The 17791-nt window shown below is 32.3% G+C and carries 16 protein-coding genes; 5 read left to right on the plus strand and 11 right to left on the minus strand.

The annotated features are described in order from the left end of the window. Nucleotides 1–21 precede the first annotated feature (21 nt). Nucleotides 22–2325 (plus strand): family 20 glycosylhydrolase, encoded by a 2304-nt coding sequence (locus IW20_RS00810; RefSeq protein WP_035617549.1) that lies wholly within the window; start codon nucleotides 22–24, stop codon nucleotides 2323–2325. 73 nt (nucleotides 2326–2398) lie between these two features. On the opposite strand, the gene IW20_RS00815 is transcribed toward IW20_RS00810, so the two are convergent. From IW20_RS00815 to IW20_RS00825, 3 genes are all read right to left on the minus strand, one after another. Next, entirely contained in the window at nucleotides 2399–3145 is a 747-nt protein-coding gene (locus IW20_RS00815; RefSeq protein ID WP_035617551.1) for a succinate dehydrogenase/fumarate reductase iron-sulfur subunit, read from the minus strand. A 96-nt stretch (nucleotides 3146–3241) separates the two neighbouring features. Continuing rightward, a complete protein-coding gene (locus IW20_RS00820; protein ID WP_035617553.1) occupies nucleotides 3242–5242 on the minus strand; it encodes a fumarate reductase/succinate dehydrogenase flavoprotein subunit in 2001 nt (666 codons plus the stop codon). 11 nt (nucleotides 5243–5253) lie between these two features. Beyond that, a complete protein-coding gene (locus IW20_RS00825; RefSeq protein ID WP_035617555.1) occupies nucleotides 5254–5919 on the minus strand; it encodes a succinate dehydrogenase cytochrome b subunit in 666 nt (221 codons plus the stop codon). A 319-nt stretch (nucleotides 5920–6238) separates the two neighbouring features. Here IW20_RS00825 and IW20_RS00830 point away from each other — a divergent pair, with 319 nt between their 5' ends. Continuing rightward, nucleotides 6239–7600: a hydroxymethylglutaryl-CoA synthase family protein gene (locus IW20_RS00830; protein ID WP_035617557.1), complete on the plus strand. Its 1362-nt coding sequence runs from the start codon at nucleotides 6239–6241 to the stop codon at nucleotides 7598–7600. A 269-nt stretch (nucleotides 7601–7869) separates the two neighbouring features. Here the strand turns inward: IW20_RS00830 and IW20_RS00835 are convergent, their stop codons facing one another. From IW20_RS00835 to IW20_RS00865, 7 genes are all read right to left on the minus strand, one after another. Beyond that, on the minus strand, nucleotides 7870–9057 hold the full coding sequence (locus IW20_RS00835; RefSeq protein WP_035617559.1) for a DUF5018 domain-containing protein: 1188 nt from the start codon (nucleotides 9055–9057) through the stop codon (nucleotides 7870–7872). Between the two features lie 367 nt (nucleotides 9058–9424). After that, the gene (locus IW20_RS00840) at nucleotides 9425–9823 is read right to left on the minus strand and encodes a hypothetical protein (RefSeq protein ID WP_035617562.1); all 399 of its coding nucleotides are present in this window, start codon (nucleotides 9821–9823) and stop codon (nucleotides 9425–9427) included. A gap of 149 nt (nucleotides 9824–9972) precedes the next feature. Then, entirely contained in the window at nucleotides 9973–10152 is a 180-nt protein-coding gene (locus tag IW20_RS00845) for a hypothetical protein (RefSeq protein WP_035617565.1), read from the minus strand. 95 nt (nucleotides 10153–10247) lie between these two features. Next, entirely contained in the window at nucleotides 10248–10601 is a 354-nt protein-coding gene (locus IW20_RS00850; RefSeq protein ID WP_035617567.1) for a hypothetical protein, read from the minus strand. A 136-nt stretch (nucleotides 10602–10737) separates the two neighbouring features. Further along, entirely contained in the window at nucleotides 10738–11367 is a 630-nt protein-coding gene (locus tag IW20_RS00855) for a hypothetical protein (RefSeq protein WP_035617569.1), read from the minus strand. Continuing rightward, nucleotides 11360–12724, minus strand: a complete 1365-nt coding sequence (locus IW20_RS00860; protein WP_035617571.1) for a polymer-forming cytoskeletal protein — start codon at nucleotides 12722–12724, stop codon at nucleotides 11360–11362. The genes IW20_RS00855 and IW20_RS00860 overlap by 8 nt, the downstream gene beginning before the upstream one ends. A gap of 282 nt (nucleotides 12725–13006) precedes the next feature. Then, complete coding sequence (locus IW20_RS00865) at nucleotides 13007–13471, minus strand: GNAT family N-acetyltransferase (RefSeq protein ID WP_035617573.1); 465 nt, start codon at nucleotides 13469–13471, stop codon at nucleotides 13007–13009. Nucleotides 13472–13693: 222 nt separating this feature from the next. On the opposite strand from IW20_RS00865, the gene IW20_RS00870 reads away from it, so the two are divergent. Continuing rightward, on the plus strand, nucleotides 13694–14098 hold the full coding sequence (locus IW20_RS00870) for a helix-turn-helix domain-containing protein (RefSeq protein ID WP_035617575.1): 405 nt from the start codon (nucleotides 13694–13696) through the stop codon (nucleotides 14096–14098). Between the two features lie 85 nt (nucleotides 14099–14183). Here the strand turns inward: IW20_RS00870 and IW20_RS00875 are convergent, their stop codons facing one another. After that, entirely contained in the window at nucleotides 14184–15050 is an 867-nt protein-coding gene (locus IW20_RS00875) for a hypothetical protein (protein ID WP_035617578.1), read from the minus strand. 464 nt (nucleotides 15051–15514) lie between these two features. On the opposite strand from IW20_RS00875, the gene IW20_RS00885 reads away from it, so the two are divergent. Further along, entirely contained in the window at nucleotides 15515–16807 is a 1293-nt protein-coding gene (locus tag IW20_RS00885; RefSeq protein ID WP_035617584.1) for an aminopeptidase P family protein, read from the plus strand. Between the two features lie 5 nt (nucleotides 16808–16812). Then, nucleotides 16813–17715, plus strand: a complete 903-nt coding sequence (locus IW20_RS00890) for an alpha/beta fold hydrolase (RefSeq protein WP_035617587.1) — start codon at nucleotides 16813–16815, stop codon at nucleotides 17713–17715. Nucleotides 17716–17791: the final 76 nt, after the last annotated feature.

Consider the following 17791-nt stretch of genomic DNA (forward strand, 5'->3'; position numbering starts at 1 on the left):
TTAACCAACCAAAACTCTAACATGAAAAAAATCCTCCTATTTATTTTAACACTGTGCTATTCTCTTGGGAATGCACAAGAATCTTTAAATAACTCAACTATAATTCCTGCACCAAATTTTTACAAAGCAACAGGTGATAGCATCGCTATAAAAGGACAAATAAAAATTGTTTTCAAGAATAATAAATACACTTCCAAAGAACTCAAAACAGCTCAACTTTTCGAATCTGTTATAAACAAAAATACTCCTAAAAAGAAAGCCGATATTTTGGTTCAATTCTCTACAGAACCCGCTTCCGCGAAAGCAGATAAGGAAGCCTACAAAATAAATATTACTGCAAAAGGCATTTCTGTTATCGGTCAAGAACAAGGATTATTTTATGCAGTTCAAAGTTTGCTTCAGCTTTTACCAAATAACTTAACTGCAAGTTCACAGATTAAATTACCATGCGTTGAGATTATCGACCAGCCTAGATATCCGTATAGAGGATTACATCTAGATGTGTGTCGTCACTTTTTCTCCGCAGATGTAATTAAAGACTTCATTGCACAAATGTCTTATTACAAACTAAATAATTTTCATTGGCATTTAACAGATGATCAAGGCTGGAGAATCGAAATAAAAAAATACCCAAAACTTACCGAAATCGGATCAAAAAGAGCACAAACCCTCGTAGGAAACAAATTTGAAAGATTTCCTAGATTTTTTGATAACATTCCCTACGAAGGATATTATACACAAGAAGAAATAAAAGATGTTGTAAAATTTGCCGAAGAACATTTTGTAAACGTTATTCCCGAAATCGAAATGCCAGGGCATGCATCCGCAGCTGTTGCCGCTTACCCAAACTTAGCTTGCTTTCCGTCTACAGACTTAAAATTAATTGAATCTTGGGGTGTTTTCGAAGATGTATTTTGCGCAGGCAAAGAAGAAACTTTTGTTTTCTTAGAAGATGTTTTAAAAGAAGTAATGGCTCTTTTTCCTAGTGAATACATACATATTGGCGGAGACGAATGTCCTAAATCACGATGGGAGAAATGCCCAAATTGTCAAAAAAGAATAAAAGACCTTGGTTTAAAAAACGAACATGAGCTACAAAGTTATTTTATCAAACGCATGGAAAAGTTTCTAAATGCAAACGGAAGACAGATTTTTGGATGGGATGAAATTCTAGAAGGAGGTCTTGCTCCTAATGCTGCGGTTATGTCATGGCGTGGAGAATCTGGAGGAATTGCTGCCGCCAGAGACAAACACAAAGTAGTAATGACCCCTGAAGATTATGTTTATTTTGACCATAATCAAGGCTATTCTTTACAAGAACCATTATCTGTAGGCCGATTAACCACCGTACACGAAGTATACAACTACAACCCTACTCCTGTAGATAGCTTAACTATAGAACAGCAAAAATACATTCATGGAGTTCAGGCAAATATATGGTCAGAATATGTAACTAGTCCTGCGAAGCTAAATTATATGCTTTACCCTAGATTATTTCCTTTTGCAGAAATAGCTTGGACAGAAACGAAGAATAAAAATTATCCAAATTTAATACTGAAAAGATTTCCGCATCATATAGAAAAATTAGAATCTCAAAAAAGACTCTATAAGGTCCCTACTCCATTTGGGATTCAGGATACTACTGTTATAGCTTCTAAATATATATTAGAGATGCAACCAACAATTAAAAACGGACAAATTTTCTATACAATCGATGGCTACAATCCAGATGAAACAGCCAGCAAATACACAAAACCCGTTACAGTTTACATTCCGAAAGGAGAGTTTAGAAACATCAAAGTAGTCCAAATAAGCCCTAGCGGGAGAAGAAGTTCTATTACCACAATTTCCGTTAAAAATTCCGAAACTCAACCAGCTTTGGCTATTAAGCCTACTAAAAATGGATTAAAATATTCCTATACAAACAAACTCGTTCAACAAACACTTGAACTAGATACTATAAAATTTACAAAATCTGGAATTCACGAAGGAGTAATCGAAATGAAAAGATACAAATCAAAAGAAAACCTATATATGGGGTTAAAATTTGAAGGTTATATCTATATTCCCGAAACAGCACAATATGAGTTTTCTACTATTGTAGATGACGGTGCTAAATTATTTATAGATAATCAGCTAATTGTTGATAATGACGGAAGACATTGGATTAATGAAGCTTTTGGAGCAACAAAACTCGAAAAAGGATTTCACAAAATAAACATCAGTTATTTTGACGCTGCAGGAAGTTCGACATTACAATGCTTTATCCGACAAGAAGGTAAAGAAAAGCAAGAAATAAGTGCCTCTCAATTATATTACGAATAGACAGAAACAAAAAAACGCATTCGCCGCGGCGAATGCGTTTTTTATAAAAACTAAATTGAATTTTATTTTAGATTTATCCTTTTAAACTTGCAGATAAATACTCACGGTTCATACGTGCAATATTCTCTAGAGAAATCCCTTTAGGACATTCTACTTCACAAGCTCCAGTATTAGTACAGTTACCAAAACCTTCGTGATCCATCTGGTGTACCATGTTTAAAACACGATCAACAGCTTCAATCTTACCTTGAGGCAATAAAGCATATTGAGATACTTTTGCAGCAACGAATAACATTGCCGATGAGTTTTTACAAGTTGCAACACAAGCTCCACAACCAATACAAGCAGCAGCATCAAAAGACTTATCTGCATCATGTTTGTTTATCGGAATTGTATTAGCATCAATTGTGTTACCTGAAGTATTTACCGAGATAAAACCTCCTGCGTGTTGAATTCTGTCAAAAGAACTTCTGTCAACAACTAAATCTTTAATTACTGGGAAAGCTTTTGCTCTAAATGGTTCGATAAAAATCGTATCGCCATCTTTAAACATACGCATGTGTAACTGACAAGTAGTTACTCCTCTGTCTGGTCCGTGTGCTTCTCCGTTAATGAATAAAGAACACATACCACAGATTCCTTCACGACAATCGTGGTCAAATGCTACTGGCTCTTCTCCTTTGTTGATTAATTGTTCATTAAGAACATCAAGCATTTCAAGGAAAGACATATCTGGTTCGATTCCGTCGATTGGGTAATCAACAATTCCCCCTTTATCTTGGGCGTTTTTCTGACGCCATATTTTTAATGTAAGTTTCATACCGTTTTAGTTTGAAAGTCATAAAGTCCAAAAGTCGAAAGTCACTTGACGCATTTGTCTTTTGGACTTTAAGACTTTGGGCTTTCGACCAAATTCTTATTTGTAGCTTCTTTGAACTAATTTAATGTTTTCGTAAACCAGAGGTTCTTTGTGTAATACGGCATCACTTGGTTTTCCTTTGTATTCCCAAGCTGCAACGTATGCAAAGTTTTCGTCATCACGAAGTGCTTCTCCTTCTTCTGTTTGGTATTCTTCACGGAAGTGACCTCCACAAGATTCATTACGGTGTAATGCATCTTTCGCGAATAATTCTCCTAACTCTAAGAAATCGGCAACACGTGTCGCTTTCTCTAATTCCTGATTAAATTCGTTAGCGCTTCCTGGCACTTTTACATCTTTATAAAACTCTTCACGTAAAGCAGCAATCTCAACAATAGCTTCAGCTAAACCTTTAGCATTACGAGCCATACCTACTTTATCCCACATGATTTTTCCTAATTTCTTATGGAAATAATCTACAGAATGAGTTCCTTTATTATTGATAAATCTATCGATTTGATCTTTTACTTCTTTTTCTGCTGCTACGAATTCTGGCAAATCTGTAGAAATTTCTCCCATTTTAATATCCGGAGCAAGATAATCTCCAATAGTATAAGGTAATACGAAATATCCATCAGCTAAACCTTGCATTAAAGCAGAAGCTCCAAGTCTGTTTGCTCCGTGATCAGAGAAGTTAGACTCCCCGATTGAGAAACATCCCGGAATTGTAGTCATTAAGTTATAATCAACCCAAGTTCCACCCATTGTGTAGTGAACCGCTGGGTAAATCATCATAGGTGTAGTATAAGGATCTTCATCGACGATTTTGTAATACATTTGGAATAAGTTTCCGTATTTACTTTTCACGATTTCAGCTCCTAATTTAGTTACCAAAGCAGCATCTTTATCATCTAAACCTTTTACGAAAGCTTCTTCAGTTCCGTAACGTTTAATCGCTGCAGCGAAATCTAAGTAAACAGCTTCTCCAGTTTTGTTAACTCCAAAACCAGCATCACATCTTTCTTTTGCAGCACGAGACGCAACGTCACGAGGTACTAAGTTACCAAAAGCAGGATATCTTCTTTCTAAGAAATAATCTCTTTCAGCCTCAGATAAATCAGTTGCTTTTTTCTTTCCTTCACGGATTGCTTTAGCATCTTCTTGTTTTGCAGGAACCCAAATACGACCATCATTACGTAACGACTCAGACATCAAAGTCAATTTAGACTGGTGATCTCCTGAAACCGGAATACAAGTTGGGTGAATTTGTGTATAACAAGGATTTGCAAAAAACGCTCCTTTTTTATGTATTTTCCAAGCTGCTGTTGCGTTACTTCCCATAGCATTTGTTGACAAGAAAAATACGTTTCCGTATCCTCCAGAACCAACTACTACCGCGTGAGCAGAATGTCTTTCTATTTCTCCTGTAACAAGGTTACGAGCGATAATTCCTCTCGCTTTTCCGTTTACGATAACTATATCTAGCATTTCGTGACGGTTGTACATTTTTACTTTTCCACGACCAATCTGACGGTTCATTGCAGAATAAGCTCCTAACAATAATTGTTGTCCTGTTTGTCCTTGTGCATAAAAAGTACGAGAAACTAAAGTTCCTCCAAAAGAACGGTTATCTAAAAGACCACCATACTCTCTTGCCAATGGCACCCCTTGAGCCACACACTGGTCGATAATATTAGCCGAAACTTCAGCCAAACGGTGAACGTTTGCTTCACGCGCACGGTAGTCACCACCTTTTACAGTATCATAAAATAATCTGTAAACAGAGTCACCATCACCTTTATAGTTTTTTGCTGCGTTGATACCCCCTTGTGCTGCAATAGAGTGCGCACGTCTTGGTGAATCCTGAAAACAAAAAGCTTTTACGTTATATCCCTGCTCAGCCAAAGTAGCCGCAGCTGAACCTCCAGCCAAACCTGTACCAACAATGATAATATCTAAATTACGTTTGTTAGCAGGGTTTACTAAATTAATATGATCTTTATAATCTGTCCATTTGTCCGATATTGGGCCGTGTGGAATTTTTGAATCTAATGCCATTATAATTTATATTAATTATTGAAATGATGAAATAATGCGATTATAACGAAAAGTGCTGGTACTACTACCGCAAATCCATAACCGAATCTACTTAAAGATCTTGAGTACTTATTGTTCATTCCCATAGATTGAAGAGAAGAACTGAATCCGTGCCAAAGGTGAAATCCTAATAACACAAAAGAAATGCAATATAACCCTGTACGAATTGGGTCATGAAATTTATGAACTAACTCTCCATAATATCTCGTAGCATCTGGTGCTGTACCTGCAATATATTTGTAGGCAACCTCAGGAAACCAAAAATCATAAAAATGCAATCCTAAGAATGCTAAAATAACCAATCCAGAAATAATCATATTTCTAGAACTCCAAGAAGCATTTGCAGCTCCGTTGTATTTTGCATATGCAATTGGTCTTGCAGCGCTGTTTTGCAACGTCAATACAAATCCCATTACAAAATGGAAAATTACTCCGATTGCCAAAACTGGTTGCATTACATATTGAATCAGCGGATTGTATCCCATAAAGTGAGAAGCTTCGTTAAAAACATCTTCACTAATAATAGAAATGAAATTTAAGGAAACATGCAGCGCTAAAAACGTGATTAAGAATATTCCCGAAAGAGCCATAGCCACTTTCTTTAAGATGGAAGCATTCAATAGTGCAGATTGTGCCATAAGTGTTTAAGTAGTTTGTTTTAAAAAATTAGACAAAAATAACTCAAATAGACATGAACTACAACCATTTCGTTGTTATTTATAATGATTTTAAAGAGTTTTAAATGATTTTATTGCAAATTATTTAAAAACAATAAAATAGATTTTTTCCTAAGGTTGTTTTAACAAAAACCTACTTTTTATATAATTACCAAATTGATATTTTTTTCAACATTTTAATTTGTTATCCTCAAAAGTATACCAAAACCGAATTTTATCCTTTTAAAACAATCGAAGTTTGATAGCTTAATTTTACCTTTATCGGCTCAAAAAAACCAGAATGAAAACAGGAATTGATGCTATTACATTTGATGTAGCCAAAATACATTTACCTATAAAAACATTGGCAACCGCCAGAAATATAGAACCCGAAAAACTAGAAAAAGGTTTGGGTTTAATTAAAATGACCCTTCCAGACACTTATCAAGATACCGTAGTTTTTGGAGCAAATGCTTTAACCAAAATAATAGAAGAAAATAAGATTAATTTAAGCGAAATTGGTCGTATTTATGTTGGAACCGAAAGTGCTATTGATAGCTCTAAACCTATTAGTTCATTTTTGATTGCTTTGATAGAACAAAAATTTGGCGAAGATACTTTGGCCGAATGTGATGTTGTCGATTTTACATTTGCTTGTATTGGTGGCGTAGATGCTTTACAAAATTGTATTGATTTTGTAAAATTGAATCCAACTAAAAAAGCGATTGTTGTTACTACCGATTTTGCAAAATATGACTTAAATTCAACTGGAGAATATACCCAAGGCGCTGGAGCTCTTGCAATGCTTGTAACTTCAAATCCAAGAATTATTGCTTTCGAAAACAATTGGGCGACAAGTACTAAAGGTGTTTTCGACTTTTTTAAACCATACCGAACAATTTCGAAAGAATCTATATCAGGAAATGTAACCAATGAATCTTGGTTTGACAATCTTGAAGCCGAAATAGAAATCCACAAAGACCAACCAGTTTTCGACGGACAATACTCGAATCAGTGTTATATGGATCGTACTCGTAATGCTTATTTTTCTTTTAAGAAATTAAAAAACACTTCTGAGACTGTTTACAATTCCTGGAAAAGTATCATCATGCATTTACCATATTCTTTTCAAGGACGAAGAATGTTATCTGAAATTTATGCTCTAGACAACAATTCTAAAATTATTTCGGGAGATGAATCAACAGCTGAATACCAAAATAAACTAAAAGAAATAAGCAAATCCGAAAAATACAGAACCTTTGTTACCGATAAATTGCAACCTGCTGAGTTAGCCTCTTCCTTAATAGGAAACCTTTATACAGGATCTATTTTTATGGGATTATTATCGACTTTGGCTCATTTTTATGACACAAAGCAAGAAGTTACCGAAACTAAATTTGGCTTTCTAGCTTACGGAAGCGGATCAAAATCTAAAGTTTTTGAAGGAACAATTCAACCGGAATGGAAATCTGCTCTTACTGAAACCAAACTTTTTGAGACTTTAGAAAAAAGCACCGAAATTGATTTTGAAACTTATGAAAAGCTTCACAAAAAAGAACAAAAACAAAGCATCCGAACTCCTAAAAACGAATGGGTTTTAGATAGAATCGAAAAAGAAATCCCTAATTTAATTGGGGCGAGATATTATAAATGGGTTGATTAAATTATTTAAAACCGAAACGTTAAGTTTCGGTTTTTTTATGTTACACTTTTAAATTTAACCGCAAAGTGCGCTAAGGCTTCTATCTACGTAATGTTGAAAACAGCAGAGTTCGCAAAGCTTTTCATTAAGACCTTTGTCAAAGTTTAAAACTTTGACAAAGGTTTACAAACATAATTGACATATCTACTACACAATAAATCAATTAAATTATAAAAAAAAACCGAAGCTATTTCAAGTAAAATGCTTCAGTTTTTTTTTATATATACTTTTTATTCTTTACCTTCTAACTGAATATTAAAATGCCAACCTTCTTGTTCGCCCCAAACACTAAAATCTTCGAGAGTATTATTTTCACTAATTTTAGACTGTCCATAATAACCTTTGCTAAAACAGAATCCAGAGTCAGAATTTTTATTAGCAGAACTAGCTGCCATAACACCTAATGATTCCCCATTTACCAAGTACCAGTAAAAAACATATGTCTTACCAGCTTCTAAAAAAAGATTTAATTTTTCTAAATTAAATGGAATAAATCCTCCATTAAACTGCCCAGAAACATCTGTCATAGTAAACGCTAATATTTTATTATTTCCATCCCTTATAATCAACTTTAACGTAACAGCTTTCCCATATTGGGTTTTAGTCTTATCATAACGGAAACCTTCACGAAGATGTATACTAAAAACAGAAGGGCTTAAATCTTTATTCAATACAATTGCTTGCCCTGTTCCAACATTCCTATCATAAGGTAAAAAATCAGGAACATTAGTTCTGTCATCCCCCCCAAACCATTTCCAAGCATTGGCCTCAGAACATGATTCAAATTTATTGATATCCATGTGCTCTAACTTAACCTGATAAACTTTTTCTACTCCAGATTCAGACTTAACTGTGAAATTTACTGGAGACGAATAATCTTTAACAGTCCTTGGGTCAGGTGTAATTGTAGCATATTTTGAATATTTTAAATCTATACTTAAATTTTTCAAATCAACAGATTCTGGCAATCTCTTTGTTATGATTCCAGTTTCTCCATCAATTTTTGGACTAGTTACAAAATACGGAGTATTAATGTTAGCCTCTAAAATAAAATTATCTACACTTAATTCTCTTTTTATCGATATCTCGTACGCTTTCTTATCTCCATTTTCGGCAGTAACAGTAAGATTAAATGGTCCTGTAATAGATTTGATTATACTTGGATCAGGGCTAATTGTCGCCCCTTTAGGAATTGAAACGGATATTTTTATATCATTCAACTCAAAGTCGCTAGCTACCTTGCCTGTTACCGAGCCTTCTAAAACATCAAACTGCTTAGAAACATCTCCTTTAATAATATTAAATGATAGAATTTTATTCTCGGTACTCAATGGCACCGTTTTTTCATCTGAAGCACATGAAAATATTAAAAAAGAAATAAATAATAAGATTGTAAATTGGTAGAATTTTGCCTTCATAGATATGAATCTTGGTTTTTAATTGTTAATAAACGATTCAATAATTAAATTTTTACATAATTTATTGAACACGGCGAAAGTAAGAAATTTAATCCATAATTAGATTCATTTAAGAAAACTTCTCCAACTACTATCTTTTCTCTTTGCTAGACCAATTAAACATACTTTTATCCTGAAAAAAATACAAAACTTACCAAAACAAAGCATCCGAACTCCTAAAAACGAATGGGTTTTAGATAGAATCGAAAAAGAAATCCCTAATTTAATTGGGGCGAGATATTATAAATGGATTGATTAAAATCTTAATCAATCAATACAATTAATTAAAAACCATCTTCAAAATTCAGAATTTTGAAGATGGTTTCTTCTATAATGTGAGATTCACTTCTAGTTCTAATTTAACTTCTTTACCTGAGATATATGTACAACCTTCGAATACAAATATTCCGTTTTTGTTAATTATAAACTTTCCTCCTATATCATTATGTTCCATTAAATAAAGGGCAACATCACAATTATCAAGAATTTCCTCGGTAATTATAATTTCTATTTTATCATCTTTTAATTCAAAAGGAATTTCCTTAAAATAAAGTCGAGGAGGGTATAACAACCAAAACCATTCACCATCCTCATCATCAGATAATTTTTCAAAAGTTTCCTCATCAGCAACAATTGTCAAGTTGTTAATAATCGAATTTTCTTTATCAATTTTGCAAGTTACTTCTCCAACTCCAAAATCATTTGTTCCGATAATAAATTTTTGCATAAGCCATTTTTTAGTTGAAAAGACAAACAAGACAAACTTTAAATTTGAATTGTAAATTAAGACCTTTGTCAAAGTTTAAAAATTTGACAAAGGTCTACAAACAATTCCAATACTACAAAACTTTATGCCCTTTGCGGTTAAACAACAAATCAATCCTTCTTATGTTGTTCTGTATAATTTTGATTTCCTTTAAGAGCTTCATCGTGTACATTCATTCCGTTTGCCATTCCGAGCATGAATGCGGTTATAATTAGGATTACTTTTCTTTTTAGCCAAAGTATTGGTCGCCTAGATTGCTCTAAGCGTATTTTATTATTACGTTTATACATTTTGTAAATGATAAATGATTAGACATTTTTTTATCACCATTATGCTTGAATAGCATAAATGCCTAGAAAAGATTCCCTAAGCGTTGTACAAACTTTTAATAAGGAGTATTGGAAGTGATTATTTCATTTATAAAAACAGACTGAGCCACAAATAAACTTAATTTTTGATAAATAAGCCTTTGCAACTTTAAAACAATGTTAATTTGAAAGCTAAAAACAGCTGTAAATTCTACGAGTTTTAAAGGAATTGGAAAGAAAGTCTTTCCTTGAGTTTTTACTTGATTGTAAACATATAAACCAGAGTCTTTAAAATTTAATTCTCTGCTTACATTAATAAGTGAAGACTGATAATAATCGGCTGATTTTGATTGAAAACTCAAAGCACCATCACCTGCAATCACGACAAAAGCCAGAAAAAGATAAATCAGGTATTTTAAATGTTTTTTCAATCTATTTTATTTGGATAATTATTTACTGCAATTTATTAAATTATTCGGGTTCGAAATGTTTTCATTAAATATTTCTAAATTTTATTTTCCTGATTTTTATTTTCGAATCCATATTCATTAAAAGCGCCCACTTTAGCTAATACATTTGAGAAAGTTTTAAACTTCTATTGCCCATCTTTCTTAATTCTTCATCATCCAACAACCATTCAATCGCTATAAATTTCGAACAATTATCTTTCATATCATCTGCCCAATCAATTAAAATTGCTGCACCATCATTTTTAATCTCGCCATTTAAAAACTTAACTGTTTCATTTGCTCCTACAGGTCCTTCTCCCCTCAGGTCAAAAACTACATTTCTTGTTCTTGAAAGAACTGAACACAACGAAAGTCTCTTTTTTTGACTAGTATCGAGATCATTCATCTTGTCTTTTCTAGCAAACGTATCAATTTCAAATATTTTTGAAATCATTGTACTTTTTGGATCTGAATTTTTCTTCAAATAATTACTTACCGTAACAGGATGAAACATTCTTCTGAAAAATGACTCTTTAAAAGGTTCCGCAAAAGTCAAAGGCTTATATATCTTTACATTTTCGTGATGGGCTCTTCCTGCAAAAATAGCTATTAATTCTGCTTTCATTATATCAAAATGTAAACCCCCTCCCAAATAAATAACAACTAGTTCTCCTTTCCTTAACTCAAAAGGCGGTATAAAATATTGATTGGTTCTAATTCCTTTACTCTCAATTATAAGTTCATTCATTATTACTTAAATAATTATTCAACTCTAAACGCTCAAATTTAACCTTATATTTTTCAACATATTTATTCCAATTCTCTTTGCTTTTACTACCATAAACAGAAAAAGCATAATCGACTATTTCTTTACTAAAATGATTCCCAAAAACAGTATCCAAATATTCTATTCCAGAATCTATAACTTGTTTTAAAATAGATAATTTATCAATTTCATTTTCTTTACAAGCCTTATCAAGCCATAATCCTTTTCCAATTTTCACATATTCTTTAAGCAAACTTTCGGTAATAAACTCTGAAGGAACATCATTAATATCCGGTTGATGTTTTCCATTCTTGAAAACTAACAGAATCAATTCTTCAGAATAATATTCTTCTGGAATTAATCTTAACATTGTTCCATTTTCAGCTGCTTTAAAACAAAGTTCTTTTGTCATAAATTCATCTGGAATAACCTGAATTGCAAAACCATCTTTGTCAACTAATTTATCGCAGAATTCAAACGTTATTAAGTTCTCATCAATAAATGGCAAAGCATGGTAGGTAATATTTAATACCTGATTACAAAGTTCTTCGGTTTTAAATTCTTTTGGAACCAACTTAAGATCTCTATAATTTGACAATACTCTTTTGTGCCAATATTCATAAGTTTTTGCAGGAGGATTATTTTGTTTAAGAACCAATTCTCCAAATTCTAATTCCCTTTTTAATTCTTCGAAGGTTTCTATTAACGGATTATCAAGATGTTTTCGCAATTCTATCGAGATAATATCTTCTCCTGAAACTTCATCGTATTGACATTCGTTTTCGGCATCAAAATCGTCTGCTCTATCATTGTAATAAAACAAATCATTTTTACGCTCCGCAAATGTTGTATAATGGTCTTCGACTATAAAAACGGGCGCTTCTATAAGTCCTGTACATTTAAAATTTCCGTGATTATAAGATGTCATTACAACTTCTGTTGCCTTAACATTCCCTATTATTTCGGTATAAGAACCTCCTAATAGCAAACTCTGGCAAGTAACATTACCGTTTATATAAACATAAGGACCATAATCTCCTTCGGCATTTATAATTGTTCCGTTTGTCGAGAAATCTCCGTTTATTAAAATGCCTTCTATTCTTCTTGTATCAATTTCTTTTAATGACAGGTTTAATAGATTACTAAGCCATTTTTTCTCTTTATCCTCATAAAGGTCTAAATAGAAATTACCATCATAATTTATCTCTTGTCGTGCTACAAGAAAGAAATCCTGATCTTCCCATTCTTCAAAATAATCAAAGCCTTCTCGCTCTATCAAAAAAGGATATTCTATTTTAATTTCTTTTATAGTAATTAATTCAAAACCTGACTTATTCATTTTCTATTACCTTATTTTATATATTCTAATGTATGTATTAATAATTTAACACGCCCCTTGAGTGTGATAACTTTACCTATTTGCTTTGCTTAGGTCATAAAGTTTCATTTAACACATAGAAACATAGATTTATATGTGTAAAAAAGAGCACAAAAAAGAAATACATTTCTTTCACATAGCAAGCTTTGTGTATTTTAAACAAGCGAAGCGCCTTTTTTGAAAATACAAAAACCTATGCTTCTATGTGTTAAAATTAATTACATTAAAACAGGTTAATCCTATTTATTTCGTATTTTCTTCCAGTTTCATTTCCATAATTGGCATGAATCTGTTTTTTATTGAAGTTTCGAATTCGCCAACTTTTACAAATCCGACTTTCGAATAAAATGCTTCTGCATTTGGTTCTGAATCGAGTGTTATTTTTTCGAATTTACTTTCTTTAATCCTATTTAAAAAATCGTCCATTAAGTATTTCCCGAATCCTTTCCCAATATATTCTGGTCTTATAAATAAGTTGTCTAGTATTACATTATGTTTTTCTTCAATAAAATAGGAATAATAGCCAATAATTAAATCTTCGCCTAGTAACTTAAACACATAATTATCTTTAATATACTCTTTGGTAATTGTTAGATTTTTATCCCATTGCAAAATCTGTTCTGCCGAATATCCCCAATATGCTTTTGACTTTTTGGTTATTTCTGTTAAGATTTCGTGGTCGGTTATATTTGCTTTTTCTATTGTCATAATTTTTGGTTGTTCTTTGATACAACAATATTACAAAATCTTGTCATTTACAGGAATCATAAAAACCGATACAAATTAGAAATATTCTTTTCAAAATCAACAATAGTCTGAAAAATTGTATTTTTACATCATGGGAAACAAATCGTAAAATGTATCTCACAAACAAAGGCTTGTTTTCTACCGAAAACAAAAATGTAACAGATTTTTAAATATCTTTGAACTATGAGCACAGAAACAAAACCAAGACATATCGGTCGAAACATAAGCCGAATCAGAGAGCTTAGAGACATGAAACAAGAAGCCCTTGCTCTTGCGATTGGTACTACGCAACAATCTATATCTATTATTGAGGGAAGCGAAAGCGTTGATGATGAAAAACTAAAAGCAATTGCCGAAGCTTTGGGCGTTCCCGCCGAAGTGATAAGAAACTTTTCGGAAGAAGCTGTTTTTAATATTATTGGAAATACATATGATAATGGTTCTTCTTCTATAAATCAAAATTGCACTTTTAATCCGCTTGATAAACTTCTTGAAGCTTTTGATAAAAATGAAAAACTTTATGAAAGATTGGTTCAGGCTGAAAAAGAAAAAGTAGCTCTTTTAGAAAAATTACTAAGCGAGAAATAATTTTTACAAAAATATATTTATAGAAAAACCGAAGTTTGATTGCTTCGGTTTTTTTTATGGATTTGATTATTGTTATGGGTATGGATTACAAATCCGCATTATTGGAGTTTTCATCTTTTCGGTTAATATCTGTTAATTCAAACAAATTAAATCCCGTAAGTTTTTCATCTATTTTTTTTAGCTTACTTAGATTTATGTTTGCTTTTTTTAGAATTTGTAGCTTCAAGTTACGTTGAACTGCAGAATCCTTATTCATAAATTCTACTCTTAAAAAAAGCCTTTCATAGTTACTATAAAGCGATAGGAAATAAAAAAAAGGAATACTCAAAATCGTAAGTTGAACTGGTAAAATCAAAGAGTTAAGATTATGAACACTTAGAATATTTTCGTTATGAAAAATGAATTTATAAATAGCAAAAACAATATAAAATGCACCAACAAATCCAATAACTATTTTAGTTAATTTAAAGACAGGCTTATACTCATCTTTGTTTTCTGAAATTAAATTCATTAAAAAAACAAAAGTAAAAATCGGAATTACAATCATTTCTGTAACGAAACTAAAAGTATAAAAATTCAGGAAAAATTCTAAAAAAATTGTTAGTTTAAAACTTTCAATTAGAATCTTAAAAAAAAATGACGCTTCATTCGCTTTTTCCAATTTAAAAAGTGTCATAAGTGCAAAGCCAAAAAACCAAAATAAGGTTTCTTTCAGTAAAGTAAAATCCCAAAATCGATAATATTTTAAAAACAAAACAATAAAAAAAGCATAAACGGCTAATAAAAAAAATACAAGTAAAATTTGTTTTACAAAAAATGCTTTGATAACCTGAAAAGCTGAATTTCTAATTTCTTTATTTAAATTTATTAAGATAAGAATAATTGCGAGCCAAACTATTGTCGCTAATTCTCTATTTGAAAATATTTCATTAATATTTTTTATTATTTCCATATTAAATAAATCGAATAGTTTTGATTACACTGCAATATACAAAATACCATAATTCAAAAAATCGATTTTAACCTCAAAACGATAAATTACTTATGAAACCGAGTTTGCGTGAGGGATAGAAGCGGTATCCTTTTATGAAGCGATAGCGCAATAAAAGATATAGCCGAAAGCCCGACCCGGAGGGACACGCCATTATTAAGATTCTAAGGTTCTGAGTTACTAAGATTTTCTCAATATTGTCATTTCGACAGAGGAGAAATCTTCGCGAGAAACTCCGTAATCAAAATCGTCAATCTTTGCCGAGTTCCTAGTGGAGATTCTTCGTTCCTCAGAAAGACAAGTTTGTGTGAGCATTGTGTAGAGAAAAAATTCCCAAACAAATAAGAAATTTTTAATAAACCAAACCAATCTCGTATTTCTAAAATTAGTATTTTTGAGTATTCAAAGTATAAAACTAAATTAACATGAAATATCATCAAATAAACAGCTCTCTTTTTATAAAAAATCGCGAAAAATTCATGGCTCAAATGAAGCCTAATAGTGTAGCGGTTTTTAATTCAAATGATATTTACCCAGTTAGCGCCGATAGTACATTACCTTTTGCTCAACATAGAGATATTTTTTACTTAAGTGGTGTGGATCAAGAAGAAAGCGTCTTGTTGCTTTTTCCTGATGCTCCGTACGAAAATCAGCGTGAGATTTTGTTTTTGAAAGAAACTAATGATCATATTGCTGTTTGGGAAGGGGAAAAACTTACTAAACAACGTGCATTTGAAGTTTCGGGAATTAAAACGGTTTATTGGTTACAGGATTTTCATAAGGTTCTGAACGAAATGATGACTTATGCCGATACTATGTACATTAATACTAATGAGCATTATCGTGCAACTGTTGAGACTGAAACTCGTGAGGCTCGTTTTGTAAAATGGTGGAAAGAGCGTTATCCTGCTCATCAGGTTGCTAAAAGTAACCCAATTTTACAACGCATTCGTTCGGTAAAGGAAAGCGAAGAAATCGATTTGATTCAGCAAGCTTGTAATATTACCGAAAAAGGTTTCCGAAGATTATTGCCTTTTGTAAAACCTAATGTAACGGAATACGAGATTGAAGCGGAACTTATTCACGAATTTATTCGTAATCGCTCTAAAGGTTTTGCTTATACTCCGATTATTGCTTCGGGGAATAATGCAAATGTTTTACACTATATCGAAAACAACCAACAATGTAAAGCTGGAGATTTAATCTTGCTGGATGTTGCTGCCGAATATGCTAATTATTCTAGCGATATGTCGCGTACTATTCCTGTTTCGGGTTCTTTCTCGGCGCGCCAAAAAGCTGTTTACAATGCTGTTTTACGCGTAAAGAATGAAGCTACAAAAATGCTTACACCTGGAACGCTTTGGAAACAATATCATGTAGAGGTTGGAAAAATAATGACTTCGGAATTATTAGATTTAAAACTAATTGATAAAGCCGATGTACAAAATGAAAACCCTGATTGGCCTGCATATAAAAAATATTTCATGCACGGAACTTCTCACCACATGGGTCTAGACACGCATGATTATGGATTGCTACACGAACCAATGAAAGCTAATATGGTTTTTACGGTTGAGCCTGGAATTTATATTCCTGCCGAAGGTTTTGGTATTCGCTTAGAAGATAATGTTGTGATTCAGGAAACTGGAGAACCATTTAATTTAATGCGTAACATCCCTATCGAAGCTGATGAAATAGAAAGCTTGATGAACGTTTAATCTCGATGATGAAAAAAGTATTCCTTTTTATATTCTTATCATTTATTTCGCATTCATTTGCTCAAACTGAAGGTTTTGCAAAAAACACAGATGCTAGCCAAACCTATTATAAGGTATTTGGCAAGGGCTATCCTATTTTGATAATAAATGGTGGTCCCGGAATGAATAGTAATGGTTTTGAACCTTTGGCAAAAATTTTGGCCGAAAAGTATCAAACCATTATTTATGACCAAAGAGGAACTGGAAAATCAAAACTCAAAAATCTGAATGCCGAAACAATCTCGATGAAGTTAATGGCTGATGATATTGAAGCTTTGAGAAAACATTTGAATATAAAAAAGTGGGATATTCTTGGACATTCTTTTGGAGGAATGCTTGCTTCTTATTACGCAACGGTTTATCCTAACAGCATTAATAAATTAATTTTATCATCGTCTGGCGGAATAGATTTGAGCTTATTAAAAGGTGGAGACATTATTCAGGAAAATTTAAGTTCTACTGAAAAAGATTCCTTAAAATACTGGAATAACAAAATCGAAAAAGGCGACACAACATATACAGCCAAAATTGGAAGAGGAAGAGCAATGGCTCCTGCGTATGTTTACAACCAAAAATTTATCCCTGTTATTGCCGAAAGACTTACTCAAGGAAATTCGACTATAAATTCTTTAGTATGGGGTGATTTACAAAAGATAAATTTTGATTGTAAAGACAAGCTAAAATCTTTTAAGAAACCAGTACTGATTATTCAAGGAAAGCAAGATGTAATTAGTAAAGAAATTGGCGAAATTGCGTTAAAAGCTTTTCCTAATTCAAAAATGGTTTTACTAGAAAATTGCAAACATTACGGCTGGCTGGACGCTAAAGAAAAATATTTTGACGAAATTGATTCTTTCTTAAAATCATAAAATTAGAAAACGGCTTTCAGAAATGTTGGCCGTTTTTCTTTTCCTTACACAACAAACCTTTATTTTTGCATTATTA

It is taken from the genome of Flavobacterium hydatis, from assembly GCF_000737695.1.
GTDB lineage: Bacteria > Bacteroidota > Bacteroidia > Flavobacteriales > Flavobacteriaceae > Flavobacterium > Flavobacterium hydatis.